Raw genomic sequence first — 22,020 nt, forward strand, 5'->3', positions numbered from 1 at the left:
CCTTGTATCCCGGATCGGGATCAGCGGAACAGGGTCACCAGTCGGCGCGCTCGCAGGCTTCGTGGGCGTGCCTGCGGAAGATGCCGTGGTCGTCCAGGACCTCCACGCACAGGTGGTAGCGGCCGTCCTCGCCGTATTCGCAGGCGCGGTCGTGCACGGATTCGATGCCGTGGTAGCGCAGATCGAGGTAGCGGTAGCAGTCGTAGCTGTTCGCACTGGCGGGGGCGGCGAGCGCCACCGATCCGCCGAGGGCGAGGACTAGGGCGGTCAGGAACCCGGCGACGCGGGATCGCTGTGCCATGACGTGAACCTCCTGAGCTGGTGGAACGCCTGCTCTTCCAACCAATCCCAGTTCCGCCGGGGACTCAATCCCGCGCCACTCCACCAGGGGACGGATGTCACGCGTTGGTAACGGACGCGGTATCCCTTGGAGCAGTGGCGCGAGGTTCAGTCACCGTCGGTGATCAGTCCCCCAGGACGGCCAGCGCGTCGATCTCCACCAGCAGCCCGGCGGGCAGGCCGACGTAGACGGTGGTGCGGCCGGAGAACGGGCCGGAGTTGATGATCTCGTTGTAGACCGCGTTCATCTCGCCGAAGTGGCCGGTGTCGGTGAGGAACACCCGGAACATCACCACGTCGTCGAAGCTCGCGCCGCCGGCCTCCAGCACCGCGGCCACGTTCTTCAGCGTCTGCCGGGTCTGCTCGGCCACGGTGTCGCCGACGATCGCGCCGGTGGCCGGGTCGAACGCGACCTGGCCCGCGACCTGGAGGATGTTGCCCTTGCGGACCCCCTGGGAGAAGTTGGCCACCGGGGTGGGCGCGTTCGCGGTGCGGATCTCGGTCTTCGCCATCGCCGTGCTTACCTCTTCTGCTCGTGCTTGCCGGACATTCGGGGTGCTCAGGTGTTCTCGGGCCGCCAGCCGCAGGCCACGGAGGCGGTCCTGGCCGCGGCGCGCAGCTCGGGCAGCAGCGCCATCAGGCCCTCGTAGTCGAGCAACATCTTCGGCACCGACATCGATACCGCGGCCAGCATCTCGCCGCGGGCGCCCAGGATCGGCGCGCCGATGCAGTGGATGAAGTCCTCGTGCTCGGAGCGGTCCACCGCGTAACCCTGGGCCCGGACCTTGCGCAGTTCGGCCTGGTACGCGGCGGGATCGGTGATGGTGTTCGCGGTGAGCCGGGGAAAACTCATGCCCTCCACGATCCGGCGCTGCTCCCGCTCGGGCAGCGCGGACAGCAGCAGTTTGGCCACCGCGGTGCAGTGCAGCGGCGCGCTCTTGCCGACCCTGGAGTACATCCGGACCTGGTGGCGGCTGTCGTACTTGTCGATGTAGATCACCTCGCCGCCCTCGTAGCTGGCCAGGTGCACGGTGTGCCCGGTGCTCGCGTTCAGCTCGCGCAGCGCAGGCTCGACGGTGCGCCGCACATCGCGTTCCTCCAGCGCGCGGTTGGCCAGGTCGAACAGCGTGGTGCCCAGCCGGTAGTGCCGCACGTCCTCGCGCTGCACGAACCGCCGCGCCTCCAGGGTGCGCAGCAGCCGCAGCGCGGTGGACTTGTGCACGTCCAGCACGGCGGCCAGCTCGTCCAGGGTGCGGTGCCCGCCCGCCAGTTCGGTGAGGATGGTCAGCGCGCGATCCAGGCTCTGGCTCATAGCTTCGTCCCGGCGCTGAAGTGGGTGTTCGCCCAGGTCTCGTCATCGGCGGCGAGCAGGCGCTCGACCAGCTCGGCGGCCACCGGCTCGCCAACGTCGTCGCGGGTGAGCAGCGAGCCGACCGCGCAGAGGTGCCCGCGCCGCAACCGGGTCACCGGGTCCTCACCGTCCAAAGTGGACGACAGGAAGCCGGCGGCGAAGGCGTCGCCCGCGCCGACCGGTTCGACCACGTCGACCTTGAGCGCGGGCTGGAACCAGCTCTGCCCGTTCTCCACCATGGTCGCGCCGTGCTCGGCCTGCTTGACCACCAGGGTGCGTGGTTCGGGCAGGAGTTCGCGCAGGGCAAGGGGATCGCCGATCCCCCACAGCGCCTCGGCCTCGTCGGAACCGACCAGCACGATGTCGGCCTTGTTGGCCAGTTCGGCCAGTACCGAGGTGTCCTTGTTGCGCCACAACGCCGGGCGCCAGTTGAGGTCGAAGGAGACCAGCCGGTCGCCCCGCCACGGGTCCAGGATCGCGGTCACCAGCGCCAGGCAGCTGTCCGAGAGCGCGGCGGTGATGCCGGAGAGGTGGATCAGCGCGGTGCGGTCCAGGCCAAGGCCGTCGAGTAACTCCGGGCCCATGCCGGAGGCGGCCGAGCCCCGCCGGAAGTAGCGCACGGTGCTGCTGGAGGAGTCGGCCTCCTTGACGTAGAACCCGGTCGGCCGGTGCTCGTCGCGGGCCACGTCGGCGACGTCCACACCGAAGGAGGTCAGCCGGTCCAGGATGGCCCGGCCGAAGGCGTCCCGGCCGAGCGCGCTGACCCAGCGGCTGTGCCAGCCGAACCGGGCCAGGTGACAGGCCACGTTGGACTCGGCGCCGCCCACCGTCCTGGTCCAGGAGGTGACCTCGTGCGTCGGTCCCGGTTCCGCGGGCACGAACAGGGCCATCGACTCGCCAAGGCACACCACATCGGCCGCCCCACGATCAACGGGGGGTTTCAGCTCATCCACTCAGGTTCCCTCCGGCCCGGCCAACGTTGACGACCAGCTCAGCGGAATGCTACACAGCCACGCATCACATAGCGCAATCCAAGTTGCATAATTCGCAACGAAAGGTGGACAGCGGTGGAACCGGCTCGGCTGGACGAGGACGCGGTGGCCGCGATCGGCGCCGAACGCATCGACTGGCGGTTCAAGGGCCTGCCGGACGCGCTGGCGGGCAAGACACTCGCCGAGGCCGCGGCGGCCCGCCCCAACCTGTTCCGGGACGGCTTCCTACCGCCGCTCGTGGTGATCGACGAAGAGGCCCTGGAACACAACCTGCGCACCATGGCCGACTGGGTGGCCGGGCAGGGCCTGCTGCTCGCCCCGCACGGCAAAACCCCGATGGCGCCGCAGTTCTACCAGCGTCAGCTGGCCGCGGGCGCCTGGGCGATCACCGCGGCCAACGCCAGTCAGCTCCGGGTCTACCGGGCCTTCGGGGTCAGCCGGATCCTGCTGGCCAACCAGCTCGTCGACCCCGCCGCGCTGGCCTGGCTGACCGAGCAGGTCAACGGCGATCCCGGCTTCGAGTTCCTGTGCTGGGCCGACACGGTGCGCGGCGTCGAGCTGCTGACCGAGGGCCTGGCGGGCCTGGCCCGCCCGATCGAGGTGCTGGTGGAGCTGGGCGCGCCCGGCGGCCGCACCGGCGCCAGGGACCGGGCCGCCGCCCGCGCGGTGGCCGAGGCGATCAGCGCCAGCCCGGTGCTGCGACTGGCCGGCGCCGGTGGCTACGAAGGCGCGGTGGCACACGGCGATGTGGCCACCGCCTCGGCGACCGTGCGCGGCTACCTACGCGAGATGTGCGGACTGCTCGCCGAACTCCACTCGGACGGGCTTTTCGCCGACGCCGAGCGGGTGGTGCTGACCGCGGGCGGCAGCGCCTGGCCGGATCTGGTCGCCGAGGCGTTCACCGCGTTCGCGCCGCGGTGGACCGGGCCGGAGCTGCTGGCGGTGCTGCGCAGCGGCGCCTACCTCACCCACGACGACGGCATCTACCGCGGCATCACCCCGTTCGGCCCTGGTGCCAGGCTCGCCGGGACCACCGCGCTCAAGCCCGCGCTGCACGGCTGGGCCCAGGTCACCTCCAAACCGGAGCCGCTGCTGGCCCTGCTCACTTCGGGCAAACGGGACTTTTCCTTCGACGAGGGCCTGCCCGAGCCGCAGTTGCGCCGCCGAGGTCAGGAAAACACCGAGTTGACGGGTGCGACCATCACCAAGCTCAACGACCAGCACGCGTTCCTGGAACTCCGGGCGGAAGACCAGGTGCAGGTCGGTGACTGGGTACGGCTGGGTCTGTCCCACCCGTGCACGGTTTTCGACAAGTGGCAACTGCTGCCCGTGGTAGCGGCCGATGGCGAAACCGTAATCGACTTCGTGCGCACCTATTTCTGAGCGAGAGGACGGCACCGCCATGGCCGAACTGGTCTACCGCGGCGCGTTACTGGTGGACGGCACCGGCGGGCACCCCCGCCTGGCCGACGTTTCCGTTGCCGAGGGCCGGATCGCCGAGATCGGCGACCCTGGCACGCTGGGCGGCCGCAAGGTGGTCGAGGCCGACGGCCTGGTGCTCACCCCCGGCTTCATCGACATGCACTCGCACTCCGACCTGCAGATCCTGGCCAAACCCGACCACGAGGCCAAGGTGTGCCAGGGCGTGACCCTGGAGGTGCTCGGCCAGGACGGGCTTTCCTATGCCCCCGTTGACGACGCGGTGCTCGGCCAGCTCCGGCAGCAGCTGGCAGGCTGGAACGACGACCCGGCCGGGTTCGACTGGAACTGGCGCAGCGTCCGGGAGTACCTGGACCGCCTGGACACCGGGATCGCGGTCAACGCGGCCTACCTGGTGCCGCAGGGCACGCTGCGGATGCTGTGCGTGGGCTGGGACGACCGCCCGGCCACCGGCGCCGAGCTGGACCGGATGAAGACCGTGCTGGCCGAGGGACTCGCGCAGGGCGCGGTGGGCATGTCCTCCGGGCTCACCTACACCCCCGGCATGTACGCCGGCACCGAGGAACTCGTCGAGCTGTGCGCGGTGACCGGGCAGCACGGCGGCTACTACAGCCCGCACCACCGCAGTTACGGCGCGGGCGCGGTCGAGGCGTACGCGGAGATGATCGACGTCTCGGTCCGCTCCGGCTGCCCGCTGCACCTGGCGCACGCCACGATGAACTTCCCGGTCAACAAGGGCCGCGCCGGTGAGCTGCTGTCCATGGTGGACAGTGCGATCGCGGACGGTTGCGACATCACCCTGGACACCTACCCGTACCTGCCCGGCGCGACTTACCTGTCCGCGCTGCTGCCCAGCTGGGCCACCGCGGGCGGTCTGGACGCGGCACTGGACAGACTGTCCGATGTGGACACCCGGGAGCGAATCAGGGTGGAGCTGGAGGAGATCGGCTCCGACGGCTGCCACGGCGTGCCGGTGGACTGGTCCACCATCGAGATCAACGGGGTGCGCAAACCCGAACTGCACGGCCACCTGGTCGGGCTCTCGGTGCGGGACAGCGCGGCCAAGGCCGGGATCGCCCCGTCCGAGCTGTACTTCGACACCCTGGTCGCCGAATCCCTCGGCACCTCGTGCCTGATGCACGTGGGGCACGAGGAGAACGTGCAGGCGATCATGCGGCACCCGGCGCACACCGTGGGCAGCGACGGCCTGCTGGTCGGCGACCGCCCGCACCCGCGGGCCTGGGGCACCTTCCCGCGCTACCTGGCCCGCTACGTCCGCGACCTCGGGGTGCTGGGGCTGGCCGACTGCGTGGCGCACATGACCGGTCGCGCCGCCCGGCGGCTGCGGCTGACCGACCGCGGCCTGATCCGCGAGGGCTTCGCGGCGGACCTGGTGCTCTTCGACGCGGCGGCGGTGCGCGACACCGCCACCTTCGAGTCGCCGAGGACCCGCCCGGAGGGCATTCTGCATGTCGTGGTCAACGGGGTCCCGGTGATCGACGACGGCACGCACACCGGCGCACTGGCCGGTCGTTCCGTGCGCAACACACCAACCGGCACGCGGTGACATTTCCCGTCGCCGCGCTCGCCCCGCCCTAATCCCACCCGCCCCTGGGGAGAAGTCCTTTGCTCACCTGGCTGCAAACGTCGACACCAGGACTGCTGCTGCTGTCCGCGGTCGGCATCGCCGTGCTGCTCACCATGATCATCAAGTTCAAGGTGGAGCCGTTCATCGCCCTGCTGATCGCGGGCGTGCTGGTCGCGCTCGCGGCCGGGTTGTCGATCGAGAGGCTGGTCGGCTCGGCGCAGGCCGCCAAGGAGTCGCTGATCGAGACCGGATTCGGCGGCGTGCTCGGGCACGTCGCCGCGATCATCGGCCTTGGCACGCTGCTCGGCGCGATCCTGGAGGCCTCCGGCGGGGCCGAGGTGCTCACCCGGAAGCTGCTCGGGCTCTTCGGCGAGAACCGCGCGCCGCTGGCCATGGGCCTGGCCGGGTTGATCTTCGGCATCCCGGTGTTCTTCGACATCGGCATCTTCGTGCTCGCCCCGCTGGTCTACGTGGCGGCCAAGCAGAGCGGCAAATCCATCGTGCTCTACGCGATGCCGCTGCTGGCAGGCCTGTCCGTGATGCACGCCTTCCTGCCGCCGCACCCCGGACCGGTCGCACTGGCCGGACTGCTCAAGGTGGACCTGGGCTGGCTGATCATCATGGGTCTGGCCTGCGCGATCCCGGCCTGGCTGATCGGTGGCGTGCTCTACTCCAGCTGGATCGGCAAGCGGATCAACATCCCGGTGGCCGAGGAGCTGGTGGCCGCGGGCGCGGCCTTCGCGGACAAGAACAAGGACCGCCGCGAACCCTCGCTCGCCCTGGTGTGCTTCATCATCGGCCTGCCGCTGGTGCTGATCCTGGGCGCCACCTTCGGCAGTGTGCTGCTGCCCAAGGGCAACCAGGTGCTCAACGTGCTCACCTTCTTCGGCAACCCGGCGATCGCGCTGACCATCGCGCTGTTGCTGGCGCTGTGGCTGCTGGGCACCCGGCGGGGCATGACCGGCAAGGAGATCGGCGACATGACCGGGGCCGCGCTGCGCCCGGTCGGCATGATCCTGCTGGTGATCGGCGCAGGCGGGTTCTTCGGCGCGGTGCTCTCGGCCACCGGCGTGGGCAAGGCCCTGGCCGGCACGCTCTCCGACGCGGGACTGCCGTTCATCGTGCTGTCCTACGTGATCGCCTGCGGACTGCGCATCGCCCAGGGCTCGGCCACGGTGGCCATCGTCACCACCGCCGGGATCGTGGCGCCGCTGCTCACCGACGCCGGGTACTCCCAGCCGCAGCTGGCGCTGATCGGCGCGGCCATCGCGGCCGGGTCCATCATCGCCTCGCACGTCAACGACGGCGGGTTCTGGATCGTCTCCAAGTACTTCGGCATCCCCACCAAGGAGACGCTGCAGACCTGGACCGTGCTGGAGACGATCTTGTCCCTGGTCGGCTTCGGGGTGGCCGCGATTCTGAGTGTGCTCATCGGTTGATCCCGGGTTAGGGTCACCCCCGGCAAGCACCTTTGACCTGGGGGAACCTGATCATGAACGCGCGTTTCAGCGTGCCGGCGACCGCTGCCCTGCTCGCCCTGCTGCTCACTGGCTGTGGCGGGCAGGGCGCCGGTACGGGCGCCCCGACCTCCTCGGCGGGCACCTCGGCCGCGACCTCATCGGCCGCCGCCCCTACTTCCGCCATCGCCAAACCGGGTGAACCCTGGTTCGACGATGTGAAGGTGGCCGAGTCCGGCGGCAAGGTCTCCGCGGCCTGCCAGCTGCCGGTCGATTTCGAGCTGGGCAAGCTGTGGGTGGCCAAGACCGTGGCCGAGTCCACCTCGACCGTGATGGGCAAGCAGGGCGACTTCCTGGTGGCCTGCGAGGTCGACGCCAAGCCGGCGGGCAACATCGGCTTCCTGCGGGTCTGGACCAGCAAGTCCACCCTGGACGCGAGCAAGGCCCTGGAGAACTTCATGACCGGGGAGAAGAAGGCGGGCAAGCAGGAGATCCGCACCACCGCGGCGGGCTCGCTGGCCGCGGCCGAGGTGAGCTACAAGCTGCCCGACCCGATCAACGGCGGCGAGCGGTTCCAGCGCGCGCTGGCCGTGTCCACGCCCAAGGGCGCGGTGGTGCTGCACCTCGGCGGCATCGACACCGACGAGCACAAGCAGATGCTGGCCGCCTACGTGCTGGCCAGGTCCTCGCTGACGGCGAAGGGCTGATCGGGAACTCGAAGGTCAGGGCACCCCAAAGTTTCCGATTCCGCTCTTCCGGTGGCCGCCGGGGGTGCCGCTAGCGTGCTGGCTATGACCCCCGGGGCCGCCACCCTCCGCATCGCCGACCCGGACCGGCGGCCCAGGCAACTCGGTCCCCGGATCATCACCGCGGTGGTACTGGCCGGCATCGCCGGCCTGATCGGCCTGATCGGCCCGGAAGCCCGGCACCTGACCGACCTGTCCACCCGGCCCACGCTGGAGCTGCACTTCAGCCAGCTGGTGACCACGGTGGCCGGGGTGATCGGCATCGCCGCCGGGCTCTGCCTGATCCGGCGCTGGCCCTGGCTGCTGCTGGCCGGGGTGCTGGCCGGACTGCCCGCGGCGGTGGTGCGGATCTGGCCGACCCTGCTGCACGAGACCAGCTGGCCGGACCAGTACGCGGCAGGCCAGGTCGGGCTGATCGACACCCTCACCGCCAGCGGCACCATGGGCGGATCCCTGCTGATCGCGGGCATCCTGGGCGCGGCCCAGCACCTGGCCCGCTCCGGCGCGCGGGCCGCGGCGGCCGCGGTGGTCTCGGCGATGATCGGCGCGGAGCTGTTCAGCCGGATCCTGTTCGGCCGCCCGGCCCCGGTGCCCGGCCCGCCGCCGCCGGACGGCGCGGTGGCGCTGCTGACCGCGCTCGGCCTGATCGGCGCGGTGCTCGCGGTGCTGGCGGTGACCACCGGGCGGCTGCGTGAGCCCGCCGAGTACCCGCCGGACCGCCGGATGCTCAGGCTCGGCCTCTACGCCAGTCCGCTTCCGTTGCTGCCCAAGGTGATCAGCTCGTTCTTCCCGGCAGGGCCGAAGTCGATGACCGAGGTCGGCGTGGCCGCCTCGATCACCCTGGCGGCCACCATCGCGGTAGGCGTGGCCGCCGGGATCGGCGTGCTGGGCATCGCGATCCTGGTCACCGCGGCCTCGCTGGCCTCCAGCGCGCCACTGGTCGCGGCCTACTACGCGATGACCATGGCGGCCACCCCGATCCTGCCGATCGCGGCCACCGGACTGGTGCTGGGCATCGCGGCCGCCACCGTACGCCGCCGACTGTTCAGTGGCGCGGTGATCTGCCTGCTACTGGCCACCGGCACGGTGCTCGCGCACGAACTGGCGGGCGGCAGTGTGCGCGCCCTGCTCACCGCGGCCGAACGCCTGCCCGCCGGGCTGATCATGATCCTGGTGATCGTCGCGGTGATCCTGGCCGCGGGCGCGGTGGCCCCGCTGCTGGCCGACCGGGGCGCGCTGCCACTGGCGCTGGGTCCGCTGTTCACCGGGCTCGCGCTGGCCGGGCAGGAACTCATGTACTTCAGCGGGATGAACAGCTCCGGCTCGACCGTGCTCGGCTTCCTCTACGGCCCGCAACCCATCGTGCTGGCCGGGGTGCTGATGGGCCTGGCCGGATTCCTGTTGCTGCACCGGGGAATCGTGGAGCAGCGCCGCGCCCGCTGAGCCCCGGACGCGAACCGATCACATCGTGGTGTCGGACCGGGTCAGCACCCGTTCGGCCGAACCCAGCCCTCCGGTGACCCCTCGACCATGGCTGCGCGCAAGTCGTTTCCGTTTGTCGAGACCCGGAGGTCCCATGCGTCAACGGTCGGTCCTGACCCGCTTGCTGGGTCTGGTTTTCACCGTTCTGCTGGCCCAGCTCCTCGTCCCCTCAACCGCATCCGCCACTCCCGATCCGGTCTGTCAGCCCATCGAGGCGAGCATCACGGTGCTGCTCACCCAGCACCACATGCGCGGCACCCTGTGCACCCCGGCCGGTGCCACCAAGGTGCTGGTGATGGTGCCCGGCGGCACCTACAACCACGCCTACTGGGACTTCCCGTACCAGGAGGGCACCTACAACTTCCGCAAGGCGATGAACGCCGCCGGGTACGCCACCGCGGTGGTGGACCGGCTGGGCAGCGGGGACAGCTCCCGGCCGCCGAGCATCCTGGTCACCGCGCTGATGCAGGCCCAGGCCGTGCACAAGGTGATCCAGACCCTGCGCGGTTCCTTCGCCAAGGTCGTCCTCATCGGACACTCGATCGGCTCGGCGATCTCGGTGCTGGAGGCGGGCACGCACCGGGACGTGGACGGGGTGGTGCTCACCGGCATGACGCACCAGCCGAACCTGGTCAACCTGGCCACCGCACTCACCGAGATCCACCCGGCCATGCTCGACCCGCAGCTCTCCGGCGGCGGCTACGACCCGACCTACCTGACCAGCAAACCGAACAAGCGCGGGGTGCTCTTCCACGATCCCGGGGTGGTCGATCCCGGCATGCTGGCGGTGGACGAGCAGACCAAGGACGTGCTCAGCGCACTGGAAACAGCGGATTCGCTCGGCGTCGGCATCATCCCGCCGTACTCGGCGCTGATCAACGCGCCGGTGCTGCTGGCCGTGGGCGGCTCGGACAAGCTGTTCTGCGGCACCGGCGCCACCAACTGTGCCAGCGCGACCACCGTGCTGCACACGGAAAGCGCTTACTACTCGCATGCGCCCAACGTCTCGGCCTACGTCGCGCCAGGAGTGGGCCACGACCTCAACCTGCACCCCTCGGCGCCACAGTTCCAGCAGGCGGTGCTGACCTGGTTGAGCACGCACGTCTGACCCGGCAACCCACCCGGAGCACGGCGGCCCGGCGCAACACCGGGCCGGGCCGCCGCTCTAGTTCGGTGCCCAGCAACAAGGTCCGCCTGCTCCGCCGCCCGGTCACCGCCGACAACCCGGCCGCGCCCAGCCACGCGGCCAGCACCGGCACCAGCCACCCGGTCAGCAACGCCGGGTACACCGCGCACAGTCCGCCCCAGGTGCAACCGACTGGTGACGGTGCGGCCAGGCCAGGTGATCACTCGCAGGTGCTGCAGATTTCCCTGGCACCACCGGCGATCCCGGCGCGCGTACTCGACGATCGTCGGCGGCGCGGACTCGTAACCGCCACCCAGTTCCGGCGCCGACCACACCTCCCAGCCCGCCCGCCGCAACAGCGCGGCCTCCACGAAGTCGTGGCTGAGGATCTCGCCGCCGAACGGTGGACCGCCCGGCAACTCCGGCAACCGGCAGTGCGCCCGGAACGGCGCGATCCGGATGATCGCGTTGTGCCCGTGGTAGTTCGCGTTCCCACGCTGCCAGACCCGGTTGCCCCACGCCGAGATCGGCCCGTACACCGCGGCCGCGAACTGCTGCAGCCGCGCGAACACCGCCCGCCCGCCCACCGGCGCGCCCGGCACCTCGATCAGTCCGGCCGCCGGGTTGACGTCCATCAGGCCGACCAGCTGCCGCAGGGCCGCCCCGGACATCACGCTGTCCGCGTCCAGCACCACCAGATAGTCGTAGTCAGCACCCCACACCGCGCAGAACTCCTGCACGTTCGCCGCCTTGCGCCCCGGCCCGCCACGCACCCGGTACCGCACCCAGTCCCCGGCCCGGTGCCAGGCCTGCCGTTCCGCCGCCAGCTGGCCGCCGCCGATTCGGCCACCGCCCGCAGATTCCCGAACACCAGCCCCGGCTCCTCATCGCACACCGGGGAACAACACCGCGGTCCGGCTGCCCCGCCCCGGATCGACCCTGGCGGGCGCGAGCGCCGACGGCGGCCGGCCCCGCACCAGCGCGCAGAACCCGAGCACCCCGGTCACCACGAACAGCGAGACGCCCGAATAGGCCGCGCGACCGACCCGGACTGGCCACCCGACAGACGCGCCGTCACCACGCCCGCCGCCAGGGTCGGTCCCATGACACCCAGCCCACTCACCCGCCCCGCCCTCGCGGCCCTCGCACTCGCCCTCATCGCGGCACTGCTCCGGCCCCTGCTACCCGGAAGCCAGTCCTACCAACAGGTCTTCGTGCCCGACTGGCTGGTCCCGGCCGCCGCGGCCCTCGGCGCACTCGCCCTGTTCGGCCGCCTCCGCACCCTCACCGGCGCACTCGGTTGCGTCCTGCTGCTGTGGGCGGGCTCGGGCCTGCCCCTGGACGGCTTCCGGCTGTTCTTCTGGGCCACCGGCATCCCCGCGGGCGACTTCGCCCTGGTCGACTGGCCGGGTGTGCTCGGACGCGGCACCGCCCTGCTCGCCATGGCCACCCTGCTCCTGGCCTTGCTCCGCTCACGCCGCACCGAACCGGGCGACCAGCGCCGGCTCGGCCACGCCGCCCTCGCCCTGGCCGTGCCCTACCCGGCGCTGAAGCTGTACTGGTCCCTGGGCGGCACCCTCGCCCTGCCCGCCGACGGCACCAACACCGTCCCGCTCGGCGAGGTCCTCGCCTTCGCCGCCGCGGCGGCCCTCGGCCACGCCCTGGTCCAGCCCTGGGGCGGGCGCCTCCCCCGCCGCCTGCTGCTGCTCGGCGGCGCCCTGGCCGCCGCCACCCTGATCAGCCAGGGCTCCATGCCGATCTTCGCCGCCCTGTCCACGGCCCTCGGCGGCCCCGCCCTGCCCTTCGACACCGGCAGCCCGGCGGCGCTGATCGTGCTGGCGGTCTACCTGAGCTGGGTGCTGCTCGGCGTCGTCCTCGGCGCGGCTACCCTCGGATTCGCCGACCGCGCCCGCACCTCGCGCTCTACGGTGCTGACATGAGCCAGCGGTGGACTTGGCGGCCCGAGGCACTGGCGCGGCTGCGCCCGGGGGTGTCCGACGCGCTGCTCGCCGCGACGCTGTGCGCGGTGCTCGGCGGCTTGTCCGCCCCGGTCGCACTCATCGCCCTGCCCCGCCCGACGGCCATCCCACTGCTGGTCGCGCTGTTCGCCGCCCACCTCACCCTGGCCGCCCGCCGCACCCGGCCACTGCCCGCGTTCCTGCTGATCAGTCTCGCCATCGGCGCGGCACTGCTGACCTCCGCCTTCGCCCTGTTCCTGCCGTCCACCCTGGTGTTCCCGATCGCGCTCTACTCCGCCTGCGCACACGGCCGCGGCCGCACCCCGGCCATCGCGCTGACCGCCGGGATCGCGCTGGCTCTGGTGGGGACCGTGGCCTTCGCCGGATCGCCGCAGATCCAGGCGGCGAACGCACCCGTGCCGACCTTGCTGCTGGCCGGTGGGCTGCTCACGATGGTGTTCGCCGCGTGGAGCCTGGGCCTGGCGCACCGGACCCGGATGGCGACCCTGGCCAAGCAGTCCCGGCTGGCCGAGCGGGTCCGGATCGCCGCCGAGATGCACGATGTCATCGCGCACTCCCTCGCGGTGATCGTCAGCCAGGCCAAGGGCGGCCGGTACGCGCCGAACCTGGCCCTGGCGGCGCTGCGGGTGGTCGAGGACACCGCCCGAGCCGCGCTGACCGATATGCGCGGCCTGCTCGGCGTGCTGCGCGCGGACCACCCCGGCGCCCCGGCGGACCGGCGCCCGCAACCCGGTCTCGCCGAACTGCCGGACCTGGTGGCCGGGGTCCGCGCCACCGGGCTGCCGGTCCGCCTCAGCGAGCACGGGCAGGGCCGCGAGCTGGGCGCCACCACCGAACTCGCCGCCTACCGGGTGGTCCAGGAGGCGCTGACCAACACCCTGCGGCACGCCGGGGCGAATGCGGCCGTGGTCTACCTGGCCTGGTCCACCGCGGGCCTCACCGTGACCGTGATCGATGATGGGGCCGGACCGAGCGGAGCGGAGGGACACGGGTTGACCGGGATGCGCGCGCGAACCGAGGCCGTGGGCGGCACGCTGACCATCGGACCGGGACCGGACGGCGGGTTCCTGGTGAGCGCCTGGCTGCCGGTGCGGCCTTGACCATCCGGGTGGTGGTGGTCGACGACCAGGACCTGGTCCGCACCGGCTGTGTGCTGGTGGTCCGGTCCCAGCCGGACCTGCGGGTGGTCGGCGAGGCCGCCGACGGCATCGAAGCCCTGGACGTCCTCGCCACCACCCCGGCCGATGTGGTGCTGATGGACGTCCGGATGCCCCGCCTGGACGGCGTCGAAGCCACCCGCCGGCTCCTGGCCCGCCCCGGCCCCGCGCCCAAGGTGATCATGCTGACCACCTTCGACCTGGACGAACACGCCTTCGCCGCCCTGCGCGCCGGGGCCAGCGGGTTCCTGCTCAAGGACGGCACCGCCGAGGAGATGCTGGCCGCGATCCGCACCGTGCACCAGGGCGAGGCGGTGATCGCCCCCTCCACCACCCGCAGGCTGCTCGACCACATCGCCCCCGACCTGCCCGGCCCGGCCACCGCCGATCCGGCCGCCGCGCTGACCAGCCGCGAACGCGAGGTGCTGCTCTGGCTGGCCCGCGGCGCCGCCAACGCGGAGATCGCCGCCGGCCTGTTCCTGTCCGAGGGCACGGTGAAGATCCACGTCAGCCGCGTACTGGCCAAACTGGGCCTGCGCGACCGCGTGCACGCGGTGATCTGGGCCTACGAACACCGCCTGATCCGCCCCGGCAGCTAGCCCGCCAGCGTCGAGTTGGCCCAAGTCGTACGCCCAGTTTGCCCAACCGGGCGTCCCACTTTGGCCAACTCGACGGCACCCGCCGGGCCGACCAGTCGGATCGGCCCGGCGGGTCTGCCGTCAGCGTGCCCCGGCCTTGGCCTTCGTCTTGGCGCCGTTCTTGGCCGCCGCGCCGTTCTTGGCGGCGGCCGTCTTGGCGGTGCCCGCCGTCTTCGCCGCGTCCTTGCCGGTGGACTTCGCCGGAGCGGCGTCCTTCCCGGTGGACTTGGCCGGCGTGGCTGCCTTGGCGCCGTTGGTCTTGGCCTTGCCGTTGGTGGCGGCCCTCGGCTCGGCGCGGACCTCGCCCGCCTGCTTGGCCAGCAGCGCGGCGAGGAACTGGCCGGTGTAGCTCTCCGGCACGTCCACCACGTCCTCCGGCGTGCCGGTGGCCACCACCATGCCGCCGCCCGAACCACCCTCCGGACCCATGTCGATCAGCCAGTCCGAGGTCTTGATCACGTCGAGGTTGTGCTCGATCACGATCACCGTGTTGCCCTTGTCCACCAGGCCGTTGATCACCAGCAGCAGCTTGCGGATGTCCTCGAAGTGCAGACCGGTGGTCGGCTCGTCCAGGATGTAGACCGTCTTGCCGGTGGAGCGCTTCTGCAGCTCGCTGGCCAGCTTCACCCGCTGCGCCTCACCACCGGAGAGGGTCGGCGCCGGCTGTCCCAGCCGCACGTAGCCCAGCCCGACGTCGACCAGCGTGCGCAGGTGCCGGTAGATCGCGTTCACCGGTTCGAAGAAGCCAGCGGCCTCCTCGATCGGCATGTCCAGCACCTCGGCGATGGTCTTGCCCTTGTAGTGCACCTCCAGGGTCTCCCGGTTGTACCGGGCGCCCTTGCACACCTCGCACGGCACGTACACGTCCGGCAGGAAGTTCATCTCGATCTTGATGGTGCCGTCGCCCGCGCACGCCTCGCAGCGGCCGCCCTTGACGTTGAAGGAGAACCGGCCCGGCTGGTAGCCGCGCACCTTCGCCTCGGTGGTGGCCGCGAACAGCTTGCGGACGTGGTCGAACACCCCGGTGTAGGTGGCCGCGTTGGACCGGGGGGTGCGCCCGATCGGCGACTGGTCGACCCGCACCAGCTTGTCCACGTGCTCCAGCCCGGTGACCCGGGTGTGCCGCCCCGGCACCTGCCGCGCGCCGTTGAGCTTGTTCGCCAGCACGGTCGCCAGGATGTCGTTGACCAGCGTCGACTTGCCCGACCCCGACACCCCGGTGACCGAGACCAGGCAGCCCAGCGGGAAGTCCACGTCGATGCCGCGCAGGTTGTGCTCGCGCGCGCCGACCACGGTCAGCTGCCGCCGGTTGTCCACCGGCCGCCGCAGCGCGGGCATCGGGATCTCCCTGGCCCCGGACAGGTACTGCCCGGTGACCGAGCGCGGGTTGGTCAGCAGCTGCTCGTACGGCCCGCTGTGCACCACCTGACCACCGTGCTCACCCGCGCCGGGGCCGATGTCGACCACCCAGTCCGAGGTGCGGATGGTGTCCTCGTCGTGCTCGACCACGATCAGCGTGTTGCCCAGATCGCGCAGCCTGGTCAGCGTCTCGATCAGCCGGTGGTTGTCCCGCTGGTGCAGGCCGATGGACGGCTCGTCCAGCACGTACAGCACGCCGACCAGCCCGGACCCGATCTGGGTGGCCAGCCGGATGCGCTGCGCCTCGCCGCCGGAGAGCGTGCCGGAGGCCCGGTCCAGCGACAGGTAGTCCAGACCCACGTCGAGCAGGAAGCCGAGCCGGGCCTGCACCTCCTTGAGCACCGCGGCGGCGATCATCTTCTGCCGCCGGTCCAGCTGCAGCCCGTTGAGGAAGTCGGCGCAGTCGCGCACGCTCATCGCGCAGACGTCCGCGATGGACTTGTCGCCCTGGGTGCGGTGGCCGAGGGTGACCGCGAGGATCTCCGGCTTGAGGCGGGTGCCACGGCAGGCCGGGCACGGCACCTCCCGCATGTAGCCCTCGTACTTCTCCCGCATGTAGTCGGACTCGGTCTGCTCCTGCCGCCGCTCCAGGAACGGGATCACGCCCTCGAAGTTGGCGTAGTAGGAGCGCTCGCGGCCGTACTTGTTGCGGTAGCGGACGTGCACCTGCTTGTCGACGCCGTGCAGCACCGCCTTCTGCGCGGCCGAGGACAACCGCTTCCACGGCGCGTCGATCCGGAAGCCGATGGTCTCGGCCAGCGATTCCAGCAGCCGCCCGTAGTACTCGGCGGCCTGCCCGCTGGCCCACGGCGCCACCGCGCCCTCGGCCAGGGACAGCTCGTCGTCGGGCACGACCAGCTCCGGGTCGACCTCCTTGCGCACGCCGATGCCGGTGCAGTCCGGGCAGGCGCCGTAGGGCGAGTTGAACGAGAACGACCGCGGCTCCAGGTCGTCCACGGCCAGCGGGTGCGCGTTCGGGCAGGCCAGGTGCTCGGAGAAGCGGCGCTCGCGGTGCGGGTCGTCCTCGGGCTTGTCCACGAACTCCAGCACGACCAGCCCGTCGGCCAGCCGCAGCGCGGTCTCCACCGAGTCGGTGAGCCGCTGCTTGGCATTGGACTTCACCGCGAGCCGGTCGATGACCACCGCGATGTCGTGCTTCTCCTGCTTCTTCAGCTTCGGCGGCTCGGCCAGCGAGTGCACCGTGCCGTCCACCCTGGCCCGCGAGTAGCCCTGGGACTGGAGCTGCTCGAACAGGTCGACGAACTCGCCCTTGCGACCACGCACGATCGGCGCCAGCACCTGGAACCGCTCGCCCTCGCCCATGGCCAGCACCTGGTCCACGATCTGCTGCGGGCTCTGCTTGCTGATCAGCTCGCCACAGACCGGGCAGTGCGGCTTGCCCGCGCGCGCGTAGAGCAGCCGCAGGTAGTCATAGACCTCGGTGATGGTGCCGACGGTGGAGCGCGGGTTGCGGCTGGTGGATTTCTGGTCGATGGACACCGCGGGCGAGAGGCCCTCGATGAAGTCGACGTCCGGCTTGTCCATCTGGCCGAGGAACTGCCGGGCATAGGCCGAGAGCGACTCGACGTACCGGCGCTGGCCCTCGGCGAAGATCGTGTCGAAGGCCAGGCTCGACTTACCGGAGCCCGAGAGCCCGGTGAACACGATCATGCTGTCGCGCGGCAGGTCGATATCGACTCCGCGGAGGTTGTGCTCGCGTGCGCCACGAACGACGAGACGGTCGGCCACTGAGGTGGAGTCCCTTCACAAGGGTCTTGCGGTCTAGGGCAGGGCTGGAGCCACCATGCTAAGACGACCCACCGACATTCGTTCGCGCAGGTGTTCGAACGATCTTAGGTGGCGGCTCCGGCACGGGCCAGGCTCACGTCCCTGGTCTCCTTCGACGTGACGTACACCACGAGGCTGACCAGGCACAACACTGCGATATACCAAGGGTACAGGCCGCCGGAGCCCGCCGCGGTCAGCTGTTCGACGACGTAGGGCGCGGTGCCGCCGAACAACGCCACGGTCAGCGAGTAGGGCAGGCCCAGGCCCGCGGAGCGGACCTCGGTGGGGAACAGCTCGGCCATCGCCACCGGTGCCACCGCTCCGTAACAGGCGAACAGCAGCAGGCCACCGGACATCACCAGGAAGAGTGACAGCGGCGCGCTGGAGATGAGTCCGAACAACGGCACGACCAGCAGCAGGAATCCCGCGGCGAACACGATCAACAGCGGCTTTCGCCCGATCCGGTCGGAAAGCGAACCCAACAGGGGCAGGATCAGCACCATCAGCACCTGGGCGGCCACCGAGGCCCACTGCGCGCCGGCGGGCGCCATGCCGTGCGCCTTCTGCGCGTAGGTGGGCAGGTAGACGGCGAAGGTGTAATACGCGGCGGTCGCGCCGGCGGTGAACCCGACCACGCGCAGCGCGGCACCTGGGTGGCGGCGCAGCACCTCCAGTGTGGGCCGGGCCACCCTGCGGTCCTTGCCGAGCAGGAACGCCTCGGTCTCCTCCAGGGTGCGTCGCAGGTAGAGGCCGTACACCCCGAGCAGCGCGCCGATCGCGAACGGGATCCGCCAGGCCCAGGCGGACAGTTCCTCGCGGCCGAGGGTGGCGCTGAGCAGGGTCAGCAGCAGGGTCGCGGCGATGGTGCCCAGGGTGGTGCTGACGTAGATGAAGCTGCCGTAGAAGCCGCGGCGTCCCGGCGGGGCCAGTTCGGCCAGGTAGGTGGAGGAGGAGGCGAACTCGCCGCCGGTGGACAGGCCCTGGGCGATCCGGGCCAGCAGCAGCAGGATCGGCGCGAGCAGGCCGGCCTGCTCGTAGGTCGGCGAGACCGCGATCAGCAGGCTGCCGCCCGCCATCAGGATCACCGAGAGGCTGAGTCCGGCGCGGCGGCCGTGCCGGTCGGTGAAGGCGGCCAGCAGGGCGCCGCCGAGCGGGCGGAAGAAGAAGCCGACGGCGAAGATCAGCAGGGTGCTGAGGGTGCCCGCGGTCGGGTCGTCCTTGGGGAAGAACTGGGGCGCGAAGAACACCGCGAAGATCGCGTAGGCGTTCCAGTCGAACCACTCCAGGCCGTTGCCGATCGCCGCGGCGACCAGGCCCTTGCGGCGGTCGGCCGGGCTCGGCGCCGCCGGGGTGTCTGTTGTGGACACAGGGGCCTCCAGCGGTTCAGGGTGGGTCATCTCGTGCAGATCAAACAGCCTTGGGGTGTCCGAAAGCCACAATTTCCACTATGTGAGCACCACATTCGGGCGAAGCGGGTGAGTAGCCTGGGCTCCTAGGATCAAGGACTTCGTCACGCACACCGGATCACGCCTACCGAGTCGGGGAGGGGCGCCATGACCGGACTAGCACGCCAGCTTTCGGGAGTTTCCGTGCCATCACCGCGCCGTAGTCCCGCCGATGCCGCCGCCAGGGCCGGCACTGCCCTGGACGCGCTGGAACACGCGGACGAGCGCCTGCTGCGAGCTGTCACCGAACTGGGTGACGCGGGCGCACGCGGCGCGAGCGGATTACCGGGCTGGAGCCGGGGTCACCTGCTGACCCACCTGGCCCGCAACGCCGATGCCCTGCTGAACCTGGTGATCTGGGCCCGCACCGGGGTCGAGCACCCGATGTACGCCAGTCGCGCGGACCGGGACGCCGATATCGAGGAGGGCGCCAACCGCAAGCTGCGGCTGCTCCAGGAAGACCTGGTGGCCGCGAGCGAGCGGTTCGCCGCGGCGGCGCGGGCGCTGTCCGAGACAGCCTGGACCGCGGAGATCCAGCACACCACCGGCACCCAGTTCGTGGCGCACGAGATCCCATGGCTGCGGGTGCGCGAGGTGTGGGTGCACCTGGTGGACCTGAACATCGGCGTGGAATTCACCGATATCGACCCGGCGGTGCTCGGCGAGCTGATCGGCAGTTCGCTGGCGGTGTACGGGGAACGGCCGGGCGCGCCCGCGCTGCGGCTGGAGGTCGAGCTGCCCGAGGGCGGTCAGCGGGTCTGGACGCTGGACGGATCGGACTCGCCCGCGGCGGTGGTGCGCGGGGACGCGCCCGCCATGCTGGCCTGGCTGACCGGTCGCGGCGACGGCACCGCGTTGTCCGGCACTGTGCCGGAGCTGCCGCGCTGGCTCTGACGGCGACGTCGCACCCTGCTGGTGGTGAGCAGCCGGAACACCGGCTTCTCCACCAGCCGGGTGAGCAGCCAGCCGAGCAGCACGAGCGAGCCGAGCACCAGGATCAGGCGGAACCAGGAGTCGACGCCGATTCGCTTGAGCCCCAACGAGATCAGCGAGCCGACCTGGTAGTTGACCAGGTACACGCCGAAGGAGATGCCGGCCAGCCAGGCCAGCGGACGGCCGAGTGAGCGCAGCACCGGCAGATCCCACACCGGCCGCCGCGCGGCCAGCGCCATCAGCCCCACCATGACCGCCAGCGCGGCCGCTCCCCCTGGTTCGCCGAGATGCCATTCCTGGGCCGCGGCGGCCGCGGTGAGCAGCAGTCCGAACTGGACCGGGCTGATCCGGCGGCGGGACCACAGCCAGACGGCCAGGCCGACCGCGAACAGGTGGGTGCGGTTGAGCTGCAACGTGCCGAACCACCAGTCCAGCGAGTGCGAGTGCTCCCGCAGCCAGCTCAGCGGCAGTGGGGCGAGCACCAGCACCCAGCACAACACCCGAAGGTCCCGATAGGACCATTTCCAGCAGGCGGCCAGCACCGCGGCCACCACGAAGGCGGTCATCTGCAGCTGGAGGGTCCAGTAGCTGATGTCGATGAAGTCGGCGTCCGGGATGCGCGCCTGGAGCAGGACGAGGTTGGCCAGGTAGTCGTGCCAGTCCAGGCCGCCGGTCCAGTCCGCAGGCGCGATGTTGGTGCGCAGCAGGTAGGTGACGGTGGCGGCGAGCCAGTAGGCGGGGAGCAGCCGGGCCAGCTTGTGCCAGACAAAACGGCCGGAACGCCCACGCGCCAACGTCCGCGCGGTGAAGTAGGCGGAAATCACCAGCAGACTGTTCGCCCCGACCTGGATGCCGAACCGGAACGGCATGCCACCCAGCTCGGGGTGGTCGTGCGGCCCGAGATTGGTGGCGTGCTGTAACAGGACCGCGGTCACGGCGAGGACCCGGATGAGGTCCCAGCTGACATGACGGGCCTTGGCCGCCTTGGGCGGCGTCGGTGTCAGTGACGCTGGTGTCGCGGCTGCGATGGAGGAGTTCGGCACGTCGCTCACAGAGGGGTCTGGGAGGTCTGGTGATCGTTTGCAGCCCAACCCTAAGCCCCGTTGCTGAGCGTGACCTGAAGAGGCAGCCAACCCCCGAATGCCCACAAAAAACGGCACCGGTCGATAGCTTTCCGCAACGGGGCTTAGGGTTGCTCCCGTGGAGGTCATCGAGAACTACATCGGCCACGTCGAGCCGGGCGGCCCAGCCGCCCGCCGCACCCTGGCCCACCTGACGATCACCAAACTGTCCGTAGGCGGAGACTGGAACAACAACGCCTACCTCCTGGTGTGCCGCGCCACCGGCGACGCCCTCCTGATCGACGCCGCCAACGACTCGGAACGCCTCATGGACCTGCTGGGCCATGACGCCGACCGCCCCCGCCTCCGCACCATCGTCACCACCCACCAACACCCCGACCACTGGCAGGCCCTGGGCGCCGTAGCCGGCGCCACCGGCGCCCAGACAGTGGTCCACCCCCTGGACGCGGAACCCCTCCCGGTCCCAGCGGACTTCCTGGTGGAACACGGCGACACGGTCCAGATCGGCGACAGCGAACTCGAAGTGATCCACCTGCGCGGCCACACCCCGGGCTCGATCGCCCTGCTGTACCGGGACCCGGAAGGGACCGCGCACCTGTTCACCGGGGATTCGCTGTTCCCTGGCGGGGTGGGGAAGACGACCTCGCCGGAGAATTTCCAGTCGCTGATCGGCGATGTGTCGGAGCGGTTGTTCGATTACCTGCCGGATGAGACCTGGTTTTATCCGGGGCACGGGGATGACTCGACGCTGGGGGCGGAGCGGGCGAGCGTGCCGGAGTGGCGCGACCGCGGCTGGTGAGCTAGTCGCCTGGTGACACTCCAAAAGCCCTGCCGCTAGACGCTCTCTGGCGCATCGCTCCGTAATAAACGCCTGGGACGAAGGGGCCGAGCCCGTCGGAGTAGCGCGAACCCGCTGGTGATACCTGCGGCTCTGGTGCGCCTTTGCCGCGGGTACTGGCTGGGCTCGCCTCGGGGCATCGCCACCTGTGCGCCTCACCGCGGGCTACTCGCCGATGACGACGAAGCGCCATCACCGCGCTGGGGGAACTCGGACACCA

At 70.9% G+C, this 22,020-nt stretch carries 19 protein-coding genes and 1 pseudogene; 11 read left to right on the forward strand and 9 right to left on the reverse strand.

Annotated features, from left to right (window positions below; translation table 11 throughout):
• Positions 1-34 precede the first annotated feature (34 nt).
• From ACTOWY_RS41035 to ACTOWY_RS41050, 4 genes are all read right to left on the reverse strand, one after another.
• The gene (locus ACTOWY_RS41035; RefSeq protein WP_441314989.1) at positions 35-301 is read right to left on the reverse strand and encodes a hypothetical protein; all 267 of its coding nucleotides are present in this window, start codon (positions 299-301) and stop codon (positions 35-37) included.
• 163 nt (positions 302-464) lie between these two features.
• Positions 465-851, reverse strand: a complete 387-nt coding sequence (locus tag ACTOWY_RS41040) for a RidA family protein (protein ID WP_185003232.1) — start codon at positions 849-851, stop codon at positions 465-467.
• 47 nt (positions 852-898) lie between these two features.
• Complete coding sequence (locus ACTOWY_RS41045) at positions 899-1,651, reverse strand: IclR family transcriptional regulator (protein ID WP_441314990.1); 753 nt, start codon at positions 1,649-1,651, stop codon at positions 899-901.
• A complete protein-coding gene (locus tag ACTOWY_RS41050; RefSeq protein WP_441315031.1) occupies positions 1,648-2,634 on the reverse strand; it encodes a sugar kinase in 987 nt (328 codons plus the stop codon). The genes ACTOWY_RS41045 and ACTOWY_RS41050 overlap by 4 nt, the downstream gene beginning before the upstream one ends.
• Positions 2,635-2,757: 123 nt before the next feature.
• Here ACTOWY_RS41050 and ACTOWY_RS41055 point away from each other — a divergent pair, with 123 nt between their 5' ends.
• The 6 genes from ACTOWY_RS41055 (at position 2,758) to ACTOWY_RS41080 (ending at position 10,503) form a co-directional block, all read left to right on the forward strand.
• Entirely contained in the window at positions 2,758-4,065 is a 1,308-nt protein-coding gene (locus ACTOWY_RS41055; protein ID WP_441314991.1) for an alanine racemase, read from the forward strand.
• Positions 4,066-4,084: 19 nt separating this feature from the next.
• Entirely contained in the window at positions 4,085-5,689 is a 1,605-nt protein-coding gene (locus ACTOWY_RS41060; RefSeq protein WP_441314992.1) for an N-acyl-D-amino-acid deacylase family protein, read from the forward strand.
• A gap of 59 nt (positions 5,690-5,748) precedes the next feature.
• On the forward strand, positions 5,749-7,149 hold the full coding sequence (locus ACTOWY_RS41065) for a GntP family permease (protein ID WP_441314993.1): 1,401 nt from the start codon (positions 5,749-5,751) through the stop codon (positions 7,147-7,149).
• 53 nt (positions 7,150-7,202) lie between these two features.
• Entirely contained in the window at positions 7,203-7,874 is a 672-nt protein-coding gene (locus ACTOWY_RS41070) for a lipoprotein (protein WP_441314994.1), read from the forward strand.
• Positions 7,875-7,958: 84 nt separating this feature from the next.
• Complete coding sequence (locus ACTOWY_RS41075) at positions 7,959-9,356, forward strand: hypothetical protein (RefSeq protein WP_441314995.1); 1,398 nt, start codon at positions 7,959-7,961, stop codon at positions 9,354-9,356.
• A gap of 133 nt (positions 9,357-9,489) precedes the next feature.
• The gene (locus ACTOWY_RS41080) at positions 9,490-10,503 is read left to right on the forward strand and encodes an alpha/beta hydrolase (RefSeq protein WP_441314996.1); all 1,014 of its coding nucleotides are present in this window, start codon (positions 9,490-9,492) and stop codon (positions 10,501-10,503) included.
• On the opposite strand, the gene ACTOWY_RS41085 is transcribed toward ACTOWY_RS41080, so the two are convergent.
• Entirely contained in the window at positions 10,407-11,306 is a 900-nt protein-coding gene (locus ACTOWY_RS41085; protein ID WP_441314997.1) for a glycosyltransferase family 2 protein, read from the reverse strand. The two genes, ACTOWY_RS41080 and ACTOWY_RS41085, sit on opposite strands and share 97 nt — an antisense overlap.
• Positions 11,307-11,405: 99 nt before the next feature.
• Complete coding sequence (locus ACTOWY_RS41090) at positions 11,406-11,528, reverse strand: hypothetical protein (RefSeq protein ID WP_441314998.1); 123 nt, start codon at positions 11,526-11,528, stop codon at positions 11,406-11,408.
• Positions 11,529-11,624: 96 nt separating this feature from the next.
• On the opposite strand from ACTOWY_RS41090, the gene ACTOWY_RS41095 reads away from it, so the two are divergent.
• From ACTOWY_RS41095 to ACTOWY_RS41105, 3 genes are read left to right on the forward strand one after another with little or no spacing between them, the layout of a single operon-like run.
• The gene (locus ACTOWY_RS41095) at positions 11,625-12,461 is read left to right on the forward strand and encodes a hypothetical protein (RefSeq protein WP_441314999.1); all 837 of its coding nucleotides are present in this window, start codon (positions 11,625-11,627) and stop codon (positions 12,459-12,461) included.
• On the forward strand, positions 12,458-13,600 hold the full coding sequence (locus ACTOWY_RS41100; RefSeq protein WP_441315000.1) for a sensor histidine kinase: 1,143 nt from the start codon (positions 12,458-12,460) through the stop codon (positions 13,598-13,600). Before ACTOWY_RS41095 ends, ACTOWY_RS41100 begins: the two co-directional genes overlap by 4 nt.
• A complete protein-coding gene (locus ACTOWY_RS41105; RefSeq protein WP_441315001.1) occupies positions 13,597-14,256 on the forward strand; it encodes a response regulator in 660 nt (219 codons plus the stop codon). Before ACTOWY_RS41100 ends, ACTOWY_RS41105 begins: the two co-directional genes overlap by 4 nt.
• A gap of 120 nt (positions 14,257-14,376) precedes the next feature.
• Here ACTOWY_RS41105 and uvrA read toward each other — a convergent pair whose 3' ends face one another.
• Positions 14,377-17,463 carry an excinuclease ABC subunit UvrA gene (gene uvrA, locus ACTOWY_RS41110; protein WP_441315002.1) on the reverse strand — a complete coding sequence of 1,029 codons (3,087 nt, stop codon included), beginning with the start codon at positions 17,461-17,463 and terminating at the stop codon, positions 14,377-14,379.
• A gap of 104 nt (positions 17,464-17,567) precedes the next feature.
• The gene (locus ACTOWY_RS41115) at positions 17,568-18,869 is read right to left on the reverse strand and encodes an MFS transporter (RefSeq protein ID WP_441315003.1); all 1,302 of its coding nucleotides are present in this window, start codon (positions 18,867-18,869) and stop codon (positions 17,568-17,570) included.
• A gap of 222 nt (positions 18,870-19,091) precedes the next feature.
• On the opposite strand from ACTOWY_RS41115, the gene ACTOWY_RS41120 reads away from it, so the two are divergent.
• Complete coding sequence (locus ACTOWY_RS41120) at positions 19,092-19,841, forward strand: maleylpyruvate isomerase family mycothiol-dependent enzyme (RefSeq protein ID WP_441315004.1); 750 nt, start codon at positions 19,092-19,094, stop codon at positions 19,839-19,841.
• Positions 19,842-19,912: 71 nt separating this feature from the next.
• Here ACTOWY_RS41120 and ACTOWY_RS41125 read toward each other — a convergent pair.
• Positions 19,913-21,091: pseudogene (locus ACTOWY_RS41125) on the reverse strand (acyltransferase family protein); the annotation flags it as partial.
• Between ACTOWY_RS41125 and ACTOWY_RS41130 the strand changes: the two are divergent.
• Complete coding sequence (locus tag ACTOWY_RS41130; protein WP_441315005.1) at positions 21,081-21,761, forward strand: MBL fold metallo-hydrolase; 681 nt, start codon at positions 21,081-21,083, stop codon at positions 21,759-21,761. The pseudogene ACTOWY_RS41125 and the gene ACTOWY_RS41130 overlap by 11 nt on opposite strands.
• The last annotated feature ends 259 nt before the right edge of the window (positions 21,762-22,020 follow it).

It is taken from the genome of Crossiella sp. CA198, assembly GCF_052078295.1.
Classification (GTDB): domain Bacteria; phylum Actinomycetota; class Actinomycetes; order Mycobacteriales; family Pseudonocardiaceae; genus Crossiella.